This is a genomic window from Thalassospira sp. Z349TD_5, assembly GCF_056173045.1.
In genome coordinates this window covers 224353-245784 of sequence record NZ_CM149654.1, presented here as the reverse complement: position 1 = coordinate 245784, position 21432 = coordinate 224353, and the positions used below count along the sequence as shown (strand labels likewise).

Genomic DNA, 21432 nt, shown 5'->3' with positions numbered 1-21432 from the left:
TTTGCCCGACCATCATCTTTTTTCAGCCCACCATTTGCGCAATTGCTGCGCACAAATGTGAAAACCCGGCTTTTGCCGCGTCACTCATGTGCCGCGCCCGCAGCCACCCGTGGATTAATTGCGGTTCTTCGCGATACTGCACATCAATCCCGGCACGGGCCAATTGGGCCGTGAATTCACGCCCGTCATCACGCAGCGGATCAAAATAGGCTGCCGTGATATAGGTTGGCGGAAGCCCACGTAAATCTTCAACCGACAGCGCATGGGCAAATGGATCATCCATTGGGGCCTTAAGCACATCCCGGTAATAAATCACGTCATCCGTACTTAATCCCGGCGCATTGGCCATCTGACCATAACTTGGCCAGTTCAAATCACCGCCAAGAGCCGGATAAATCAATACTTGGCCCAAAATCCGGTCGCCAAAGCCCTCTTCACGCGCGCGCACCGCAAGACCCGCGGCCAACATGCCACCGGCACTGTCCCCGACCAAAACAAGCTTCCGCCCCGCTGACAGAAGGCTTTGCGCCACACGATAACAATCATCGTGCTGGGCGGGCCACACATGTTCCGGTGCAAGGCGATAGTCTATGGCGATTAACTCAGCACCGGCAGCTTGCGCAATTTCAGCGCAGATCGAATCATGGCTATCCCGCGACCCCACAACAAACCCGCCGCCATGCATATAAACAATCTTATGGTTCGTGGTTACCATTGCCGGGCGATAATGGCGCACGGGCACATCACCGATCACATCATCTTCGACCCCCATCCCGTCGGGATGGGGAAAGGTAAATTCTGCACAGAGTGCATCGTACCATTTGCGCTGCTGGTCAATGCCCGCCGCGACCGCGTCTGGCGGAAAGAAACCATCGCATTTGGCAATAAAGGACCGAATACCTTCTTCATCCGGCATTGGGTCATACACAAGATCGGAAGAAACCTGATCAGAACGCGACATCAACGGGACCTCATTGGAGAAAACGTGCAATAGCGTAACGCGGATACCCCCGCAGTTAAAGACTGCAGGGGCTATCACGACATTATTGTTGCCCGTCTTAAACTGTTTTGAGGTTACCCAATGGCACGACCAAGCTGTTCAGGCTTGGCCAAACCATCGTGCTCGGCCGCGATTTCAGCCAGATTTGTCGCGACAATCCCACCCGGCTCAGACGTCCGACGCGTTTTAAGGTCAACATGTAGCAACATGGTCTCAACCGTTGCAGCAATCTGTCCATCTACCGTCATCAGGCGATGGAACAGATGTAATTTTTTGCCCAGCCCCTTAATCAACTGCGTCGTCACAGAGATACGATCCCCAGCAGTGATTTCCTGCACATAGCAAACATGGTTTTCAACCGTGAAATAGCTGCTTCCCGAGGCTATATACTCGGCATCTGCGCCAATGAGCTCCATGAAACGGTCGCTCGCCTGTGCACTGATTTCAACATAATGAGCTTCGTTCATATGCCCATTATAATCGGTCCAGCTTTGTGGAATTTGGCGATCTACTGTGACGGGAAGGTGATCAATTGACCCATGATCTTGCAGGGATGCTTCGTGATCATTAATCGTGCCGCCCGCACCGCTGCCAGATTTCTTAAGCGCACGCATCATGCCGACAAGATTGTCATCGCGCAGGCGTTCAAGCTCGCGGATCGTCATATGACCGGACTGATCGTCCGATTGCTGGGCAATCCGGGTGGTCAGCTCAGGGGTCAGTTCAGGCACATCCATCAATTTAGTCCAGGGCCATTTCAATGCCGGGCCAAACTGCCCAATGAAATGTTCCATACCGGCTTCGCCCCCGGCAATGCGATAGGTTTCAAAAAGCCCCATCTGTGCCCAACGCAAACCAAAGCCAAACCGGATGGCATCATCAATTTCCTGCGTTGTTGCCACGCCGTCATGCACCAACCAAAGACCTTCGCGCCAAACCGCTTCAAGCAATCGGTCGGCAATATGCGCATCAATCTCCTTGCGCACGACAAGTGGCTTCAAGCCAACGGATCGCAGTATTTCACACCCGGCATCAACAGCTGCGGCATCTGTCGCCTTGGACGGTACAACTTCGATCAACGGCAACAGATAAACCGGGTTAAACGGATGAGCGACAACGATTTGACCGGGATTGCTCGACCCTTCCTGTAACTCACTTGGCTTGAAACCAGATGTCAACGAACCGATCAGGCAACTCTTTGGCGCATGGGCCTGTATATCCGCCAGAATTTTGTGTTTTAGCGCCAGTTGTTCAGGCGCACTTTCCTGAATCCAATCCGCATCTGCGACAGCACTCGCCATGTCATCATGAAAAGTAAGCATCCCTTCTGCTGGCAGTGTGCGGTCATAAAGTGCGGGCAAGCTACGGCGCGCATTTTCAATAACTTCGCCGATTTTGCGTTCTGCTTGCGGATCCGGGTCAAACACAGAAACGTTCCAGCCATTCAAAAGGAAACGCGCGACCCAGCCGCCACCGATAACGCCGCCGCCAACAACTGCTGCTTTTTTGGGATTTGGGTTGGTACTGGACATTAGCGTGGCTCCCGCTTGGTCAGACCAAGCCTTTTGCGTACCGCATCCGGACCAATCACCTTTGCGCCCATGCCCTCAACAATACCAACTGCACGCTCAACCAGTTGGGCATTGCTCGCAAGAACGCCCTTGGACAAATAGATATTGTCCTCCAGTCCAACGCGAACATTCCCGCCCGCCAGAACCGATGCCGCAACATAGGGCATCTGATCACGGCCAATCGAAAAGGCCGACCAATCCCAGTCAGACGGCACATTGTTGACCATCGCCATGAAGGTATTCAGATCATTTGGTGCCCCCCATGGAATACCCATGCAAAGCTGCACCAATGCCGGGCTGGTCAGGATACCTTCAGAGACGAGTTGTTTGGCAAACCACAGATGTCCGGTATCAAAGGCTTCGATCTCCGGTTTGACACCAAGATCAGTCATCATCTGCCCCATGGCACGTAACATGCCCGGTGTATTGGTCATGACGTAGTCGGCTTCGGCAAAGTTCATTGTCCCGCAATCAAGGGTGCAGATTTCCGGCAAACAGTCCGCAATATGGGCCATACGCTCCGTAGCGCCGATCATATCGGTGGCATCTTTGTTGACGGGCAGCGGTGCCTCAGTTGATCCAAAAACAATATCCCCGCCCATACCTGCCGTCAGGTTCAAGACAACATCAACGTCCGCCGCCCTGACACGTTCGGTCAATTCACGGTAATGCCCCAGATCACGCGACGGCGCGCCCGTTTCAGGATCGCGCACATGACAATGCACAACAGCCGCCCCCGCCTTGGCAGCATCAATCGCGCTGGCGGCGATTTGTGCCGGCGATCTTGGCACATGGTGGGATTTGTCCTGTGTCGCACCCGCTCCGGTAACGGCAGCAGTGATGAAAACCTCGCGGTTCATGGTAAGGGGCATGACGGTCTCTCTTGCTGATCAAAATGATGAATTTAGCTTATCGAACCACATCCCATTTGATTTTGCTTATTCCGTCACTTATTTTGCATTTTATGCCAAATAAGTTTCATAGATTTGTTTTCGTCCTGTTTGACGGATTTTCCAACATGGTGCTGGCCAGTGCGCTCGAACCGCTTCGCGCCGCCAACGGCCTGCCCAATGGTCCGGCCATAAATTGGGAGATCTGCACAATTGACGGGGCACCTGTCACAAGTTCCAGTGGCCTTACGATCACCCCGCAAGCATCTCTGCCTGACACAGTCACCAAAGCAGATATTGACTATCTGGTGGTCGTTTCCGGTTATGGCATGCGCGATCACACCACACCTAAAATCCGCGCGCGACTTCAGAATGCTGCGCACCATGCCCGCAACATTATTGGCCTTGATACAGCCGCCTGGCTTCTTGGCTGTTGCCATATGCTCAGTGGAAAAACCGCGACCATTCACTGGCAGGAACTTGATCAGTTCCAGGAACAATTTCCAGATATTTCTGTCCGTTCAGATCGCTTTATTAAAGATGGTCGGATGATCACATCGGGCGGCGCTTCAACCGTGATGGAATTGATGCTGCATATTCTGGCACAACAATTTGGCCCTGCCGTCGCCTTTGATGTCAGCAATCTGTTTGTCTATGACGCGGAAAATCAATATCACCTGACCCGCGGTGCAGACCGGTTACAGGGGGCCGGTGGGGACGATTTACGCCGCGCAGTTGGCGCAATGATGTCACGTATCGAAACACCGATACCGCTTAAGGATATTGCAAAACAGGCGGGATGTTCAGTGCGTAGCCTCGACCGCGTGTTTCAGGACAACTTACAAATATCACCGGGAAAATACTATCAAATGCTACGCCTTGGTCGGGCACGTGACCTCGCGCGGGGAACCGACTTTGCACTTAGCATCATCGCCCTTAAAACAGGTTTCACAAGCAGTGCAACACTAAGTCGGGCCTTTTCCAAAACCTTTGGTACCACCATCCGCACGATCAGAAAAAGCCGTGTCTCCGGTAGCAGTTAACCGACCGAACTTCGCACCGTCTCCGAATCGACAATGCCAACCTTCATTACACCGACCCTTAATGTTGTGTTCGCGATCAAGGCGAACATGGTCGAGGCCCTAAAAAAGAAGGGCGGAGTTTCAAGTCCCAACCTTTTAATTAAAGTCTCAAAACGCTTAGTTTAACAGCTAGTCGCGCAAACACCGCTAACGTCAAACTCCATGGTCTTGCCACTCAGCAGCACATGAACCGGAACATTAACGGCTTTGATGAAGGTTTCTGAGCATGTACCATCACGAACCGTCACATCTTTTGTCGCCATGAGATGGAGTAACCGCTGCCGGTTTAACCATGTCATTGACAACACAGCCCCCGTTATTTTGAGCCGGTTATGTAAGTAGCGCCAATATTCGTCACGGCAAGTTTCACACCATAATGTTGGCGGACCATAAGGTCCTGCACTGCTGTCAGTCCGGTATCACCCGAAAGAGTGACCGAAAGACCATTAGAAAAGTCAAATCATAACCGGTTAGTGAACCTGTATAGGCGAGTAATCCTCGCCTGTTCAAGCTGCGCACCAAGCGGTGTTACCTTGACCGTTTGCGCATACGTAGATATACCAAACACTAAACGTGCTGCCAGAACGACGCTAGTAAAGTCTCATGATTTCCCTGTCATCTTTATGATTTTTCCTAGGCTGTATTCTTACATTAAGTCTATGTTGGCCACTTATCATATGGACACAAATCACTTTGAACCCACCCGTAGGCAATTGATGGGCTCGATTTCCTCATCACGGGACAAGATGGAGTGAGGGCGAGCGGATGGGTTGGCTGATACGGCACGACGCAGTCTACGCGATCTCATCGTGCTCGATCTTCTGCTTAGAGGCACTCCATTTGAGCGATTCCTTAACTTACTTTGCCCGGACTTGCGGGCATTCACTGGGAACCAATATCGTCAGAATCATAATGCATGAGAACAGACTCAGAATACCGGAAAGTTGCGGATCCGAATACTGCACCAAGAGACTCGAATCACCAGAAAATCCCAGCTTCACCACGTATTTATCAGCCAAGATTCTTGTTCAACGCTCTTTTGAAAAAAACCAAAACAAAGAACCTAAAACTGCTTGCAAAGACGAAATTCAGCGCACGGTAAAATTGTCGCTTACTGACATGTTGTCACGGAACTAAATAAGTATCAGAAAGTTTAGACTGGAATCCTTCGAGTGCAATAAATCGCGTATCACTTTCAATGCCGGTAATCGCAGAAAACTATCGACACCAAGTATTTGTTAACAAAAAAAGATAAGCAGATATAAATTTTATCAACAATTGGAAACCTAGGGTCAGCACTCATTAACATTTAACTGATTCAATACCTTAAATATCCATTTGGGAGGTTTAAGGTATGAAGCGTGGATTTTGGTTGTCGGATGAACAGTGGGCATTGATCGAACCACACCTTCCGTATCGTGCCGCCGGACGGCGGCGGGTTGATGACCGGCGGGTGATCTCAGCGATTATTCATGTTCTTCAATCGGGTTGCCGGTGGCAGGATTGCCCCGCCGAATACGGCCCGCATACGACGGTTTACAATCGCTATAATCGCTGGTCTCAAAAAGGCATCTGGCAGTACATGTTTGCGGAGCTGACGTCGGCGTTGGCCCGGGTCCCGGAAGAGATTTCCATCGACAGTACACACGTCAAGGCACACCGTTCTGCGGCAGGCGGGAAAGGGGGGCTTCTGTTCAGGCCATCGGGCATACAAAGGGCGGGCGCAACACCAAGGTTCACGCCATAAGCGACAGCCTCTGCCGACCGCTTGCCTTCTGCCTGACGCCCGGCCAGGTCGCTGATATCTCCGGCCCCGTGATGCTTGCGGGGCATTTGCCCAACGCCCGTTATCTGCTCGCCGACAAGGGGTACGATGCGGACCATTGGCGTGACTGGTTGGTGGGATTAAACATTCAGCCGGTGATCCCGAACCGTTCAAACCGCAAAGCACCACATGCCTTTGACGCAAAGCGTTACAAGAATCGCAATGTCATCGAGCGCATGTTCGGTCGCCTCAAGGACTTTCGCCGTATCGCCACCCGCTACGACAAAAAGGCCGAAAACTTCCTGGCCGCCTTATGTCTCGCCGCACTCGTCTGCTTCTGGATTTGAATGAGTCTGGAGCCTAGACATACTTAGATTTTTATAAAACTGGCAGAAGATAATTTGATGTTGAGATCCAGTAAAGTCAAGATACACGATATGCGCTTACCTGTTATCACTTCGATAATAGAGCAGTAATTGATTCATCATAAGATTTTTACCTACTTCATTCAGATGAGTTAGATCGGCAAATTTTTCAGTCTGGGAAACCGAATTTTCCAACGACAAAATGCGAACCCAGGGAGCTTGTTTCGAAATCCACGCTTTGAGTTGCTCAACGCCATATTCTGTTTGAATATCCCGAAATTTTGGATACAGAGGCGTAAATACAATATCCAGCGCAATACCATACCTTCTGCTTAAACTCGCCAAATGCTCAAGAGCTTCGCGCCCTTCAACGCTAGGCTTCAAATAGCTTTTATTGGAAGGTATCTCAACATCATCGGCGACAACCCCGTGCCGGAAACTATGGCGGTATGGAGATACCACCTTGTGCAGGCAATTCAGAAAAGACAGGCTGTTCATATCAACCAAATTAAAAATCTTGCCAGCCCACCACAATTTCTCGTCAGCTTTATACAATGCTGCGTCAAAGTTGTCAGACATATGCCGGAACCAGCGATGAGAAACCAACTGATCGTCATCATACGCCAGAGCGCTCGGCTCAAAGATTACCCGCTCAGGCACCCCGTAGTGGCTAATGTAATCTTCCAGCACAGTAATCAGGAAGCGACCACCAGCCGCTGGCATAGCGTAATTGCGAACGCTTTTGCCTGTGGCCTTCGCTAGCATTTTTTCGTCAATATGCCGATAGGCTCGGGAATTGCCAAGGATTAGAATATCCCCCTCTCCCTTGCCATTATAAAGGCCGATATGAGGCATGGTTGATTGCAAGACAGTGAACTGTCCGAGACGAACTGCCAACCGGTCGCCGACCAACGCGATAAACACCAAGACCAGAATGCCTATCAAGGGATTTCGTTTTAGCCAGTTCATCATTTTGCATCCCGCCTCTAAAACTGGAAATAGATAAACCGGGTTCCTTCATAGGCCCCAAACAGGGAAATCATCCAGACCGCTACAATGGCCGACACCGCACGAATATGCAGCGGAATGATCGAGCGAAGAGGCGTTCCCTTACCCCCATTTTTTCTGCATTGCCACTCCAGCCAGGTCTCCCCCAATACCAGCAAGGCAACCATCATCAGGGATTTCAACATTTCATATGGGTTGTCTACAAGACCTGCGGTGCCGTCACGCACGAAAGCAATCGAACGGACAATCTCCAAAGCCAGATCAAGGCTGTCAGCCCGGAAGAAAATCCAAGCCAGATTGACAAGGGCAAAGACCAGCAGAACCCGCACCAGCCGGGTTAATAGGTTCTCGGGCATGATCTGAGAAAATTTTGCCCCGATAGTATTTTGCAGAACAAGATAACTACCATGCAGCCCCCCCCAGATCACAAATGTCCAGGCCGCTCCGTGCCACAAACCACCCAGCAACATGGTCAACATCAGATTGCGCAGGGTTTTGCTCTTGCCCGCCCGGTTGCCGCCAAGGGAAATATACAAGTAATCCCGTAACCAACTGGACAGGGAAATATGCCACCGCTGCCAAAAATCGCTAAGATTTGTCGCAAAGTAAGGCCGGATAAAATTAATCGGAAAGTCGAAGCCCATCAAACGCCCAAGACCAATCGCAATTAGGCTGTAGCCCGCGAAGTCCCCGTAAATCTGGAAAGCAAAAAAGATCGTTGCCAGCAACAAAGAAACACCGCCATATTGCTCGGGATTGGCAAAGCGGGGGTCAACATAAAAACCCAGATTATCCGCAACTGCCATCTTCAGAAAAAAGCCCCAGATAATGATTTCGGTGCCATGCAGCAGTTGTGCGATATCAAATGGATGATCCTGTCGCAACTGCGGCAGCAATGACTGGGCTCGCACAATAGGTCCTGCAACTAATTGCGGAAATAACGATACAAAAGCAGAAAACCTTAAAAAGTCCGGTTCCGGTTGGCATTGGCCGCGATAAATGTCGATCGAATAACTAAGGGTCTGAAAGGTATAAAATGATATACCAACCGGCAGAATTAAATTCAGCAGCGGTAAATTGGCCTCAACCCCGATTCCAGCAAGGGATGCCACCATAGAAGTGATGAAAAAGTCGTAATATTTGAAAACTGCCAGTAGACCCAAGTTAAACCCAAGGCTGGCCATCAACAACAATTTACGTCTAGCCGCTTCCGAGGCCTCGACCATCGCGCGACCAATCAAGAAATCCACAATGGTCAACGCCATGATCAGCGACAAAAACCGCCAATCCCACCAGCCATAAAAAACATAGGAAGCAGCCAGCATCCACAATACGCGTAACCGTCCACGTACCAGAAAAAAAACCGGCAAGAAAATCAGGATAAAAAACAGAAAATCGGTGGAGTTGAAAATCATACTGCCATCCAAAATCGGCGGCAATATTGCTGTGCAACATCCCCACAACCAGACAAACTTTTAAATTCCATCAGGGACATAGCAGTATCAAGTTGCAATTTTCTTATCCAGTGTTGCCGCAACATATTTTTGAGCAGAAAGCAAAAAAATATTTTTTTGTCCCGCGTTGAAAAAGTAATTAAACCCAATACTAGGGAAAACACAGAATAGTAGAAATATATTCTGATTGAGATCATTTACTTATTGTATTGAATATGTTTTTGAACAAACTTGCCAAGTTCATCTGCAACCACCTCATGCCCATAATCATTTAGGTGACCGCCATCAACAAACAAATTCTTATTTCGGTGCTTCACGAACTGATCATATAGTCGAACAAATGCAATGTTTTCATTTGCCGTAAATGTTTTGATCCAGTCGTGAACACGAGCTGGATCACAAACCTTGTCGTTTTGATAATCTCGAAGTTCTGCTTCTATCGGGACCAGTGTGAGAACAAGCCGCTCGCCCAGTATCTGCTTCATCTCCTAAATCAGGGCAGACACTAGAAGTAACTTTTCTTCCTCCACCGTACCGGTTAAGGGACACGAATGATGCTCTGCTCTAGCATCTTGTTTCCCTTTGACGGAAAAATGGAACTTTATTCTGTTCAATAATTTGTCCCGGATCAGTTGCAGGTTTTGCAAACCAATTCGCGCCAACCAGAACGGGCGTATCCAGCCAAGTAACCGCCTTTTAAGTGTTTCATATCTGCTTAGCGGAATTACAGAACGAATGACTTTTTGATCTTTAATGGAATAGTCGATACGGAGGCCATCCCGAATCGTTTGTTGTTCTGTAGCGGTAAAATCGTCTCCACTGGACAACACAACAAAAACAAGATCAGGTGCAAAATTTTTATTGGTATAATGAACCTGATCCAGATAGTTGATGACCTGCTGACCTCCAATTCCCATATTCATAACCTGCATACGACCTGATGAATCTCTTGAAATATTTTGTTCCAGCAGTTCGGTAAAGCGACGAGGTTCACGCGTGTCCAATGCCGCGACAACACTATCTCCGATAACAGCGATGTTATGTGAAGAATCCTTCAATGTGTCCTTCCAGTCACCATCGCGAAAACCATCCGCATTGATATTGACCGGGACAAGAGTATTGCTAAGTCGATCAAGCTTTGTGAAGCTGGTATGCGGCACGTAACGATAGCCTGCATTTTCAACAAAAACCACATTCGGAGCCCCCGCCCCCCCGACCAGCGTTAGCAACACTTCGGCCACGATAAAAACGCCAAGCATCGCCACAAGGGTTTTTCCTAAAATATTACCGAGCCGAGGCAGAGTTTTTCTCAACATATGGGCCATTGATTAAAACTGGAAATAAAGAAAAGGGCTTGTACCGAACGTAAGCGGCAGGCACAGAAAAAAGATAATTGCAACAGTTACAAACCAAAAGGGGATCGCTCGCCACTGACATAGCTTTTCCACAATGCCCGCATCAGAAGGTATGACTTCCAGAACCGGTTGATGTTTCCTAAACAATTCGATTGTGTTGGGAAGTCCCCATACTATTCCCGCCCCAATCGTCAACCATAACAGTTGGTGGGTATATCCACTTCTCGAAAGTCCATCTATGACAAGTGGTTCAAAAACGGGCACGTCTATCATAGCTGTCAACACTGCGAATGCCCCATTGAAGCTCTCTGCGCGGAAAAACACCCAGGCCACGACAACCGCAATATATGTGAGCCCCCAGGAACAGAAAGCATAGAAAGGCGATCTGGATACGTGAAAGTCAAAATGGCGCCATAGATGGTTAACACATAAGTACGCCCCGTGAAGGCAGCCCCAAACAACGAAAGTCCAACCCGCTCCGTGCCACACCCCCCCATGAGCATGACGATAAAAAGGTTCCGATATCTCAGAACGGACCCTAGGCGATTACCGCCAAGGGGAAAATACAAATAGTCCCGCAAAAAAGTCGAAAGGGTAATATGCCATCGCCGCCAAAATTCTATGATTGATCCGGCTTTATACGGCGAGAAAAAGTTCATGGGCAATTTCAGGCCGAATATTCTGGCCAGACCGACGGCCATGTCTGAATATCCGGAAAAATCGAAATATATCTGGAAGCTGTACGCAAAAGCCGCGCCCCAAGCCTCTATAAAATGAATGTCCTCACCCTGTTCTGCCGCAGCAAAAACCGGGGTAGCAAAAATCTCGAAATTGTCGGCCAGAATGACCTTTTTGAACAGGCCAAAGACAAAAATTGATACACCGACGGATGTATTGGACAGTTGCCACTGCCCGAACAACCTCGAATTGAGTTGGTGCATAACAGGATGATGATGGACGATTGGTCCTGCTATTAATTGGGGAAAAAAGCTTACAAAAAGGGCATATTTTGCAAAGCTGTAATCGTGGCACTCGCCGCGCCGACAATCAACGAGAAACGCAATCTGCTGAAAAGTGTAGAATGATATCCCAATGGGCAAGGCTATTTCAAAATGCGGGAAAATATCATCAGACGACCATGCCAGCGACTCAACAAAAAAATTGGCATATTTGAACCACCCAAGCACGGCCAGATTGGCGGCTATGCCCACAATCAATAAAAACCTTGACCCGCTTTTACCAATATGTCGGCCAATTAGAAAATTACCGACAATCGACGTCACCAGAATGGCCAACCATTGCGGCAACTCCCAGCTGTAAAAAAATAAAGAGCAGACAAGCAACCCCCAAACAGCGGCAGAAACACCAATCTTCGCCAATCCGTAGAACAGGATCAATGTTAGCGGAAGAAAGACCAGAATAAACTCTGGTGAATTGAATAGCATGTCAAGGAGACCGATCTGATTTGAATTGAATAATCAGCAGTTTTTCCATGAAAATTCATTGTTATAGAATCCCAAAAGAAGTGTTTCAATTTTCATCGACGCCTCAATATCCGATTCTCAGCCACAATAAAGTTCAACGGAACTTCCTTATCCAAGACAATTTCATTCAAAATATCACTTGGAGTTAGCACTACAGGCTTTTCATGTATATTCAAAGAAGTATTCAGCACAGCACCGATACCACTAACAGACTCAAATTTCTTGATAATTTGATAGTATTCCGGATTATCTTCTTCTGTTACCCATTGGGCTCGCACTGTACTGTCATAAGCATGAATAGCTGAAGATAAATGCTTCCGTCCCAATTCTTTCGTATTAAAACACAATGTCATGAAATGTGGCGCCACATCACACCAGTCTTCGATCCCGCTTGGACGTTCCATATAATCGTCAAACCGCTCTGCCAGTACTGATGGAGCAAAAGGCATCCAGAAATCCCGCTTTTTGATCATATCATTAAGATTCCGCAAAGCTATTTGACTGGAAGGATTCGCAATAAAGGATCGGGCTCCAAGAGCCCGTGGCCCAAATTCCATACCTCCACGGCAGATTGCAACAACCTCATCATCAAGCAATGCTTGGCTGATCACATCCATGTCAAATCCATCGAGCACCTCATAATGTTCTTGGACAGAAGCAATATCTAGTAATGCCCGAACATCGTCGTCTGAAACAACACGACCAAAATATGCATTTTGAGGGCGACTTTGTTCCAGAACAAACGATTCAAAACCAAGGTTTTCTTTATATGCTTTATATGCTGCGCCAATTGCCAACCCTTCGTCGCCCGGGCCGGCCGGAACGAATAAGGAAGACAAAAAATCCTGGTTCATCAGTGCCAAGTTTGCCTTGGTATTATTTGCCACACCACCGGAGAATACAAAGTCACATGTACCCGTTTGATCAGCGATGTTACCGAACCATTCTACCAGCCGATCTTCAACAAAATCCTGCAGTCCACCAGCAATACCATCAAAACGAAACAACTTCAGACGATCTTTGAAATAATCATAGAAGTTTGTCAGTTCTGGGTCTCGACCAAAGGCCAATCCCTCCACCCAATGAGCATCCTTGAATACTTGTCTTGGGCCCTTTTTGTTATGCTCGGCAGCATAAGGAGCAAGCCCCATGACTTTATACAAATGACGATGAGGATCCATTCTCAATTGTAGGGTAATGGAGGCATATATCTTACCGATTAGACTGGTACGGCCTCTGTGGAAACATTCCCATGTTCCATTTTCCACCACATGGACGGTTTCATATACACCGTCTCCGCCGCCATCCGAGGTTACAACAGCGGTTCTCTTTTTACGATTAATCGCTGTATGGTAGCCATGCCAGGCATGTGCTGTGTGATGGTCATGGAAACTAAGCTGTTCATCGTCAACGCCAATGTCTTCGAGAATTTTTTCCCGTCGAACAGATTGCATTAATTCCAGTTCTCCCGGCGCCAATTCTGCGTTTGATGCAAATGGAACCCGAGACAAATCATATGGTTGATTTCCATTAATCTTATAGTTAGGAAAAATACTGGCTAATGGAGGAAAAGATTCACCCTTGGTTTGGGGAGAAAAATATTCCTCATGCATCCGCGTGTGATCAGCAACAGAAAAGGTTCCAACGAGGTTGTGCAGGTTTGTCGGAACCAGTTTCTCCGTCGCGACAGCAACATGATCGATGTCTTTTCGGGTTAAACCTGCTTGGTCGAGAACGGCATTGATCGCTTGCAAGGGGTAAGCCGATATACCCTTTATGCGCTGATGGCGTTCTTCCATTGAAGCCGCAACCAAAACACCGTCCTGTAAAATACAAGCAGAAGAATCGTGTGAGTTATGAATTCCCAAAACAATCATATTAGCCAACCATTATCCGAAGTCTGAAATTGAGAAATTACCTATCACGAAAAAAACAGGCTGACTACGCGCTACTGGGTCAAATCGGCCCTCTCAGTCATTTCGCTACTGCTTGTTTCAACTATATGCCCGTTATCAAGACAAATTATCCAATCAGCGATGGAATGAACATAAGGCTGGTGCGAAATGGCGATTACCAAGCGGTCTTCTGACAGCTGTTTAACGGTATCACAGATCTCTTTTTCCGTTTCCTTGTCCAACGCCGTAGTCGCTTCATCCAGGATCAGCAAGTCCAGGTCCCTTACCATCGCTCGCGCAAGCATCAACCGCTGTCTTTGGCCGCCAGACAGCATGCTACCAGCGTTACCCCGCCACCGATCAAGGCTCTGGATTTAACTCGCCTCTCGACCATCGTCCAATCATCTTCCGTTTGCAAACTGCCATCAACTGCTACAGCGGAGGGGAAGAGATCATTGGTAAACATAACCCCATGCCCGATGAACACGCCGTCTTCAATCGTTACACCATCGCAGACAAAGCTATGCGACGAAATCTTGCAGTCTTGTCCGATCACGACACCACCCTGGACCTCAACAAAAGTACCAATTTTGGTGCGGTCACCAATTTCACAACCATATAGGTTCACAAGGGAATCATGAGGAATCGAGACATTTTCTCCAAGCGAAACATTGTCAGCGACAGACATTCCAAAAGTCATTCTGATCAGTAAGTGGGTTGGCAAAGCAATTTGTGTAACGGGTCGTCGATTTTGTCGAATAACTTGCGACCATCCTCGCCCCGGCAAGAACCAGGCATTTTCCCCACAGGTTCCCTATGTACATTATAAGGGACATATTGAATCATCATAACGAGCCGTTCCTTGTCCGTGACCCGACTGCCCATGTGAATACAATTACTGGTATCGACAACGAAACCTTGGCCTCTGGGCGCAACTGCCAACCTTTTTTTGTGCAAGAACCCTGCTTCTTCGATTTGCTCGTCAGAAATTCTTCCGGATTCATAGGAAATCTTTCGGCGAATCTGATCGGATTCAGATTTAGAGAAAAAGGTCAGGGGACCTGTATCCTCATCCACATCCGTTAAATAAACGAAGAACTTCAACTGCCTGTCATCTTCTAAGTCACAGTGGAACTGCTGACTGCCAGCAAGAGAGTCCGCCCCATGTCCGGGCTCCTCAACAGCTGGCGACCACCATATTTCAACACAACTCAAAACCGGAACAGATTTCAGATAAGCGGTCGCCGTTTCCACGAAAACTGGGTTCGTAAGAAACTGAATTAGATTTTCATTATCTGCGATGTCGCTTTCCAGCAGGCAGTTTCTCAAAAAAGATGTCTTCTCCGGTTCCTTGCTCCAAGAATAGCGAGGATCCAAATCACCAGACTTGCATCGCGCAACCCACATGCTGGACAATTCATCAAGCAAGTCTAACGCACCGGGCAATTGCAGAAAATCAATTGGGGCAAAACCCTCTTCAAGACTTATTGCATGGGTGGCCTGATCATTGATTTTCTTGGCTTGTAGAAGACGTTCAATAGTAGAGACCGGCCGGCGCAGAAACTTAAATGTATGAACAACCGCTCTACTTGCAGCAAAGGAAACCCCCCTGCGCGAGAGCCAGTGTGTAATTTCCCGCCCTAGATAGAAGTCCTCACCCGAACTTCTAAACAGTCGAGCAAAGGTAGATGTAATTGTCACTTCGCCTAACTCCAATCAATCTGGAAAATCACTTATGCACGAGAATGGCTATCATTCGGAATTTGCGGTTCAGCTTCCCAATGAAAGGAAAAACACGCACCAGTGGTGCAAGCTTCCGTAACCGGCCAGGCCAGAACATAAACAATTCAGCATCCAAGAAAGTCACCTCTCCGAAGTGCTCGCCAAACTTTTGCAGGATCACATTGTGCGGCAAATAATTGGTATGCTCCTTGAGCCATGTAAACTTACGAAGAGCAATATCATCTCCTGACCCAATTGATTCTCCGTCCTCACCGGCGCCTCGGCCATCCATCCAGCAAGCAAAAGGCAACCAAAGCTTAATCCACCAGTATCTCTGAATATAACCGGCCAAAGGAACATTAATGTGTCCTTCCATCAGCGCTGTACCAGAGGGAAACAAATGCACCCCATATCCGTCTGGACGTGTAACCCTTGCCAGCTCTGCCAAGACGGCGTCAAAATCCTGAACATGCTCAAAGACATTCTGAGACACAATCAGATCAAAGCACTCGTTTTCATGAGGGATTGCGTATGGTGTACCAACGACAGACTTGAACTGATCAGCTTCGAGCATTTCCTTAAATGCTTCCTTGCCTTCATAAAAATCCACCCCACAAGCATTATATCCTTCAGAACGCAACCAACGCACAAGTTTTCCGCCGCCCGAACCAAAATCCAAGATCTTGGTTTCAAGGGTCACATCCCTTCCACGTTGTTTTAGCAGGCTGCCCGCAAAATCGAGGATTTTCTGAAACTGCTGAGGTATCTTTCCATTTTCGAGCTTCATGTGATCGTTGCTAACCTGACAAAGGTTGTAAAACCAGTCTTTTGCCCTGAAAACGCCTGAATTACAAGAAGGATCAATTCGATAAACAGTCCTTGTTCACCTGCATTTATTCGACTATGCAAGACAATCTCTTTAATCGTAACGTGACTGTAAATCATGACCAGATTTCTTCCCTACGGGAAACAGGAAATCACTTTCGAAGATATGGATGCTGTCAGTCGCGTTTTGTCTTCGGATTTCCTAACAGCAGGCCCTATCGTTCCAGAGTTTGAGGACGCGCTCGCCACTCGGTTGATGGCGCGTTGCGTTACGGTAGTCAACAGTGGAACAGCCGCCCTGCATTTAGCCATCCTTGCTTCACAAATCGGCCTTGGCGACGCAGTCATCGTTCCTTCAATTTCCTTCCTTGCAACAGCCAATGCCGTTCTGCAGGCTGGTGCTGATGTTGTATTTTCTGATGTCGATCCTCTGTCCGGATTAATGACGGCAGAAACATTGAAAGAAGCGTTACAACGCATCCCCTCCGAAAAGAAGCTCAAAGCCGTAATACCTGTAGCCATGTCAGGGTTTTCGCCCCTGACGGAAGACTTAATGTCCGTTGCAAGGCAAAACGGGCTAATTGTTATTGAAGATGCGTGCCATGCGCTGGGCAGCGAATTGTCCTATAATGGCGATGTAATGCCGGTCGGCTGCGCCCGCATCGCAGATTTTCATGTGTTTTCTTTCCATCCCGTAAAAAACATTGCCATGGGAGAAGGTGGGGCAATCACAACAAATAATGTGCTCGCTGATAGTCGTATAAAACAACTTCGAAACCATGGTATAACAAGAAATCCCGAGGATTTTCTTCGTGTTGATATGGCTATGGAAGACAAGGGCAGCCGGGAAATAAACCCCTGGTATTACGAAATGCAGTCACTAGGCTGGAATTATCGGGCTCCGGATATTCTTTGCGCCTTGGGACTTTCTCAATTAAAACGCCTAGACAGCATTGTAGAGCGAAGAAAACAGCTTGTTGATTTATACAAGAACTACATTTTGAACATTGAAAGCCCACTGAGAGTAGTATCCCCGAAAAACAGTGACTTGGCGTGCCAGCATTTGTTCGCCTGTTTGATACCCTTCGACGAACTTGGCGTCACACGAGCTTGGGTAATGGGACAGTTGAAAGATAAAGGCATTGGTAGCCAGGTTCACTATATACCAATTCATCTACAGCCATTTTATGTCAAACGATATGGTGCCCTCGATCTACCCGGTGCTGATCATTGGTATGCTGAAGAACTATCACTGCCACTCTTTCCTCAAATGGCTGCCAATGACGTCAAATATATCGTGGATTCCCTGGCTGAAACATTGTCCTCAGCAGGTAATGGCAAATGATTGAACTCCCCGCCCTCACACCCGAAATTCCATTGGGAAATGGGTTGTTGTTGCGGCCAATGACAACAGAATTAGTAACCGATGCCTATACTAGCTGGATGCAAGACCCTCAGGTAAATCGCTTTCTGGAAACACGCTGGCATGAACAAAACACCGAGACTGTTTTGGCTTTCGTTGATGCCATGGTCAGGTGCAAGAATCAGTTTTTCTGGGGGATTTTTCTTGAAGATGGCACCCTCCATGTGGGCACAGTGAAACTTGGCCCGGTGGATATATATAACTCATACGCAGACGTAAGTTTCCTGATTGGCTCGATGAAAGCCCGAGGCAAAGGCATTGCGACACAAGCAGTTCAAGCCGTTTGCCAATTCGGCTTCGCGAAGCTGAAGCTGCATCGCATACGAGCAGGATATATTGACGGAAACGAAGGTAGCGCACGGCTTTTCAAACGGCTCGGTTTCCGTATTGAAGGATGCCGAATCGAACAGGCCGCGACTGGATCAGGCGAATGGGCTGATGTTATTGAAGTAGGCATACTGGCAAGAAGTTTTAAAAAAAATCCGATTGATTGAGAAACGCACTTTGACTTGTTGTTATCGCAAAAGCGGTTCCAACTCGCCGGGCTCAACTCTTAGTTCGTGGAATTCCAAATCCACGGGCAGAGCTAAGATTTCTTTATATTCAATATCGTGCACACCGCAATGCGCCGCCATCAAATTACTGCGAGGCAAGTAGAAACCTTTAGGCATTAAATTGATCATCCGTGTCCCTGGCGACATATATACCGCGTTTGCGAGGCCCGCTCCATGGACACCAATCAATATCTTTGTTTCCATGATTAACTTGATTTGCGCCTCAATGCTCAACCCGCCAAATTTTACAAACTCGATCTGTGGAAAAAGTTCTTGCAGCTCTGCCAGATTTGACAGTTGGCGCCCCCTATTGGTTTCTCCACGCCGGTCAACGCAAACAATACGATAAGGCTTTCTCAAAGGAGCGGACTTTGTCCGCAGCTTTTCAAGGAAGACCTCAACAGCTTTAGCCCCTGTTCGTGACGGAAGCAACTTCACATCGTCGTTCTTATAGCGCCGATTACCACTTGAAACATCACGCTCCACCCAGAAAGCTGGGATGGGAGACAGTCTGTAAATTGGGTCATACCCCCCCTCCCCTTTCAAAGACTTCGTTTCGTCCTGAAAACGCGTCATATTGTTCTTCAATGCCGAATCGAAATCCTGAAACCACGGCTTTTGAACATAATCCATCACATAGACTTCTGAAGTGATCTTTACGATATCACCGTCCGGATACGTCTGAAACTCGACATCATAAAGCTCAGACACAAGAGAAAACAGATCCTGTACATATTTGGGAACGCCTGGATTATGTAAAACCACACAAGGGCGCTCCACCTTTCCAAGAAAGACGAGCAACCTCATGAAATTATCAATAGTAAAGTGATAATAATTATTTTTACGTGATAATATTTCAAAAATAAAGATTGGCTTATCGTAGGACAATGAAATACATCTATCATTATTAAAATGACGAATTCCAGAATACAATGGAAGTTTTACTATTAGAGAATCGATATCGTCAATATTGGATTCCCGTATCAGTGTTGAACGGATACTCCCAACAGGTCTGTAAATTAAAACTCCTGTCCCTGTATGCAAAAAAACCCCATGGAAACAGTATATCCCTGCTAACTCCTTGTGCACTATGCCCAATTCGGAGTTCCCATAATCTACCGAAAACTGTTTGAAAGGAAAAGCAAGATCACGGCAGGCCATAATCCTGCTATGGCCGACATATTTGTTACGAAGCAGATGCACAAAGTCTACAATAAGCCTAGACGGGCCATGGTTTAACACAGCCTTCAACAGGCGAAGTAATTTGGAGATAAAGAACATCAAGTTGAGTTTCCCGCTGGCTTATCCCATGGCCTCAAACGGCCTTTGTCCATCTCCAGAACCAAATCTGCCAATGATAACATGTACTTTTGATGAGAGACGGCAATCACCAGCATATCTTCCGACAGCTTCTTGATCATGTTTGAAATCTTGATTTCGGCGTTCTCATCAAGTGCCGCCGTAGCCTCATCCAAGATCAACACAGAAGGTCTCCCAACAAGCGCCCGCGCGATCATAAGTCTTTGACGCTGACCACCTGAGAACAATGCGCCGCGCTCCCCCACCTGCTGCTCTAAGCTTTCAACAAAGGACCACCCGTCAATCTGCTCGATAGCATCATTGAGATCTTCATCCACTATCCCTGAATCACCGAGCGTCAAGTTACTCCTAATACTGTCGTTAAACAGAAGCACTTCCTGCGGAACGTAACCAATACGAGCCCTCCAGGTTGCCATGTTTAAAGACGATAGTCCCTTTTCACCAATCAAAATCTCTCCGGAAGAAGGGCGGACAAGACCCGTTATCAAATCGATTACTGTGGTTTTACCGCCTCCCGAAGGTCCTGTAATTGCCACCAAACCTGTCTCGGGAAAGTCCACAGACAAATTGTGCAACAACATAGGACTATTGGCGTATGCAAAGGACAAGTTCCTAAAAGTTATTCTTGTATTCTCGATAAGCTTATCCGTGCCACTAATATTTGATTTCACACTATGTTTGGCTTCCTCAATACTATCGAACATCGACCAATACGCGCTTTCAACAGTGTAATAGGCTTGCAGAGTCCGCTGTAATTCTGAAATTTTTCCGATCATCCTGTTAAAAAACACGATCATGACAAGTAACTCTGAGAACTCAGTGTCGGCATACTCCAATGCAACATACAAACCCAAAGCAATGATTGCCGTAAGCAGTGGTTCTGGCAATGAGGTTTGAGCAGCAACAGCGACCCCTTGGCTTCTATGGGCGCGCCATAGTTGCTCAACATCAAATTTTAAATAGTCACGGACCAGATGTTCCCGTCCCATGGCTTTCAGGGCCTTCATGCCTTGCAACTTGTCCGTCATAGCCGACATCAGCGACTTGCTAGATCTTGTTTCATCACCACCTGCGCGCTTGGCAAGCTTTTGGGCTGGAAGCAAAATAAACCAAATAAGGCCACCCAACACAAAAGCGCCCAGCAAGACTTCGATGGGAAAGAACAAAGAAACTGCCGTTAAAATTGCCAACTGAATTGCCGTCGCAAGCAATGTCCACAAAGCGAGATAACTAGTAGCACTTCGAATCGATTCCGCACTGATCGAATTCGTGAAACCACCGTTAGCGTTGAGCATAAAGTAAGACCAGTTTGCATTAAACATATGCTCAAGAAAAGACAGCCGCATATCTCTCACTAAGTTGGCCGCGACAAGACGAAGTGAGTATCCTGTAATAAAAGTACATACCCCTTTGAAAACAATTATCAAAACAATCAGTATCAATACACTTGGCAAAGTCATCTCCAAACCCAACCAAGAAAATGCTGACTTGTAATACTCATATATCTGTATAGCCCCAGTCCCTGATCCTTGATTTTGAACATCGGATTCGGGGAGCACTGTTGCTAGTAACGGCAGCAATGAGATCAAACTGAACGCTTCCAGCAATCCTCCAAAAACAGTTGCAACCAATACAATTATATAAGCGAGAGGAAATTGCTTGATACTTATGGAAAATATACGGAACATTCTCTTTATGGAGCTTAGGTCCATCAAAGCA

At 47.5% G+C, this 21432-nt stretch carries 19 protein-coding genes; 4 read left to right on the top strand and 15 right to left on the bottom strand.

What is annotated here, in order from left to right:
* Window positions 1-22 precede the first annotated feature (22 nt).
* The 3 genes from AC0VXT_RS01125 to bcoG form a co-directional block, all read right to left on the bottom strand.
* Window positions 23-961 (bottom strand): alpha/beta hydrolase, encoded by a 939-nt coding sequence (locus tag AC0VXT_RS01125; protein ID WP_475547165.1) that lies wholly within the window; start codon window positions 959-961, stop codon window positions 23-25.
* Between the two features lie 113 nt (window positions 962-1074).
* Window positions 1075-2532, bottom strand: coding sequence for a carnitine 3-dehydrogenase (locus AC0VXT_RS01120; RefSeq protein WP_475547164.1), 1458 nt, complete (start codon window positions 2530-2532; stop codon window positions 1075-1077).
* Entirely contained in the window at window positions 2532-3443 is a 912-nt protein-coding gene (gene bcoG, locus AC0VXT_RS01115) for a 3-dehydrocarnitine:acetyl-CoA trimethylamine transferase BcoG (RefSeq protein WP_475547163.1), read from the bottom strand. The genes AC0VXT_RS01120 and bcoG overlap by 1 nt, the downstream gene beginning before the upstream one ends.
* A gap of 146 nt (window positions 3444-3589) precedes the next feature.
* Here bcoG and AC0VXT_RS01110 point away from each other — a divergent pair, with 146 nt between their 5' ends.
* Window positions 3590-4504, top strand: a complete 915-nt coding sequence (locus AC0VXT_RS01110) for a GlxA family transcriptional regulator (RefSeq protein WP_475547162.1) — start codon at window positions 3590-3592, stop codon at window positions 4502-4504.
* A gap of 1393 nt (window positions 4505-5897) precedes the next feature.
* A protein-coding gene (locus AC0VXT_RS01105; RefSeq protein WP_475547161.1) for an IS5 family transposase occupies window positions 5898-6655 on the top strand; the annotation gives its coding sequence in 2 pieces (ribosomal slippage) (window positions 5898-6230 and window positions 6233-6655; 756 coding nt in all).
* A gap of 96 nt (window positions 6656-6751) precedes the next feature.
* Here the strand turns inward: AC0VXT_RS01105 and AC0VXT_RS01100 are convergent.
* The 10 genes from AC0VXT_RS01100 to AC0VXT_RS01055 form a co-directional block, all read right to left on the bottom strand.
* Entirely contained in the window at window positions 6752-7645 is an 894-nt protein-coding gene (locus tag AC0VXT_RS01100; RefSeq protein WP_475547160.1) for a hypothetical protein, read from the bottom strand.
* Between the two features lie 14 nt (window positions 7646-7659).
* Window positions 7660-9096, bottom strand: a complete 1437-nt coding sequence (locus AC0VXT_RS01095; RefSeq protein ID WP_475547159.1) for an MBOAT family O-acyltransferase — start codon at window positions 9094-9096, stop codon at window positions 7660-7662.
* 236 nt (window positions 9097-9332) lie between these two features.
* Window positions 9333-9620: a hypothetical protein gene (locus AC0VXT_RS01090; protein WP_475547158.1), complete on the bottom strand. Its 288-nt coding sequence runs from the start codon at window positions 9618-9620 to the stop codon at window positions 9333-9335.
* A 3-nt stretch (window positions 9621-9623) separates the two neighbouring features.
* On the bottom strand, window positions 9624-10400 hold the full coding sequence (locus tag AC0VXT_RS01085) for a hypothetical protein (protein WP_475547157.1): 777 nt from the start codon (window positions 10398-10400) through the stop codon (window positions 9624-9626).
* A 368-nt stretch (window positions 10401-10768) separates the two neighbouring features.
* Complete coding sequence (locus AC0VXT_RS01080) at window positions 10769-11935, bottom strand: MBOAT family O-acyltransferase (RefSeq protein ID WP_475547156.1); 1167 nt, start codon at window positions 11933-11935, stop codon at window positions 10769-10771.
* A gap of 92 nt (window positions 11936-12027) precedes the next feature.
* A complete protein-coding gene (locus tag AC0VXT_RS01075; RefSeq protein WP_475548554.1) occupies window positions 12028-13851 on the bottom strand; it encodes a carbamoyltransferase C-terminal domain-containing protein in 1824 nt (607 codons plus the stop codon).
* Window positions 13852-13922: 71 nt separating this feature from the next.
* A complete protein-coding gene (locus tag AC0VXT_RS01070; protein WP_475547155.1) occupies window positions 13923-14174 on the bottom strand; it encodes a hypothetical protein in 252 nt (83 codons plus the stop codon).
* Window positions 14174-14557, bottom strand: coding sequence for an LbetaH domain-containing protein (locus AC0VXT_RS01065; RefSeq protein ID WP_475547154.1), 384 nt, complete (start codon window positions 14555-14557; stop codon window positions 14174-14176). The genes AC0VXT_RS01070 and AC0VXT_RS01065 overlap by 1 nt, the downstream gene beginning before the upstream one ends.
* A 17-nt stretch (window positions 14558-14574) precedes the next feature.
* The gene (locus tag AC0VXT_RS01060) at window positions 14575-15570 is read right to left on the bottom strand and encodes a phytanoyl-CoA dioxygenase family protein (RefSeq protein ID WP_475547153.1); all 996 of its coding nucleotides are present in this window, start codon (window positions 15568-15570) and stop codon (window positions 14575-14577) included.
* 28 nt (window positions 15571-15598) lie between these two features.
* Complete coding sequence (locus AC0VXT_RS01055; protein ID WP_475547152.1) at window positions 15599-16378, bottom strand: class I SAM-dependent methyltransferase; 780 nt, start codon at window positions 16376-16378, stop codon at window positions 15599-15601.
* Window positions 16379-16534: 156 nt separating this feature from the next.
* On the opposite strand from AC0VXT_RS01055, the gene pseC reads away from it, so the two are divergent.
* Window positions 16535-17761, top strand: a complete 1227-nt coding sequence (gene pseC, locus AC0VXT_RS01050) for a UDP-4-amino-4,6-dideoxy-N-acetyl-beta-L-altrosamine transaminase (RefSeq protein ID WP_475547151.1) — start codon at window positions 16535-16537, stop codon at window positions 17759-17761.
* Window positions 17758-18333 carry a GNAT family N-acetyltransferase gene (locus AC0VXT_RS01045; RefSeq protein WP_475547150.1) on the top strand — a complete coding sequence of 192 codons (576 nt, stop codon included), beginning with the start codon at window positions 17758-17760 and terminating at the stop codon, window positions 18331-18333. Before pseC ends, AC0VXT_RS01045 begins: the two co-directional genes overlap by 4 nt.
* Before the next feature lie 21 nt (window positions 18334-18354).
* Here the strand turns inward: AC0VXT_RS01045 and AC0VXT_RS01040 are convergent, their stop codons facing one another.
* Both AC0VXT_RS01040 and AC0VXT_RS01035 read right to left on the bottom strand, forming a co-directional pair.
* Window positions 18355-19674 (bottom strand): glycosyltransferase 61 family protein, encoded by a 1320-nt coding sequence (locus AC0VXT_RS01040; protein WP_475548553.1) that lies wholly within the window; start codon window positions 19672-19674, stop codon window positions 18355-18357.
* Window positions 19674-21425: an ABC transporter ATP-binding protein gene (locus tag AC0VXT_RS01035; protein ID WP_475547149.1), complete on the bottom strand. Its 1752-nt coding sequence runs from the start codon at window positions 21423-21425 to the stop codon at window positions 19674-19676. Before AC0VXT_RS01035 ends, AC0VXT_RS01040 begins: the two co-directional genes overlap by 1 nt.
* Window positions 21426-21432: the final 7 nt, after the last annotated feature.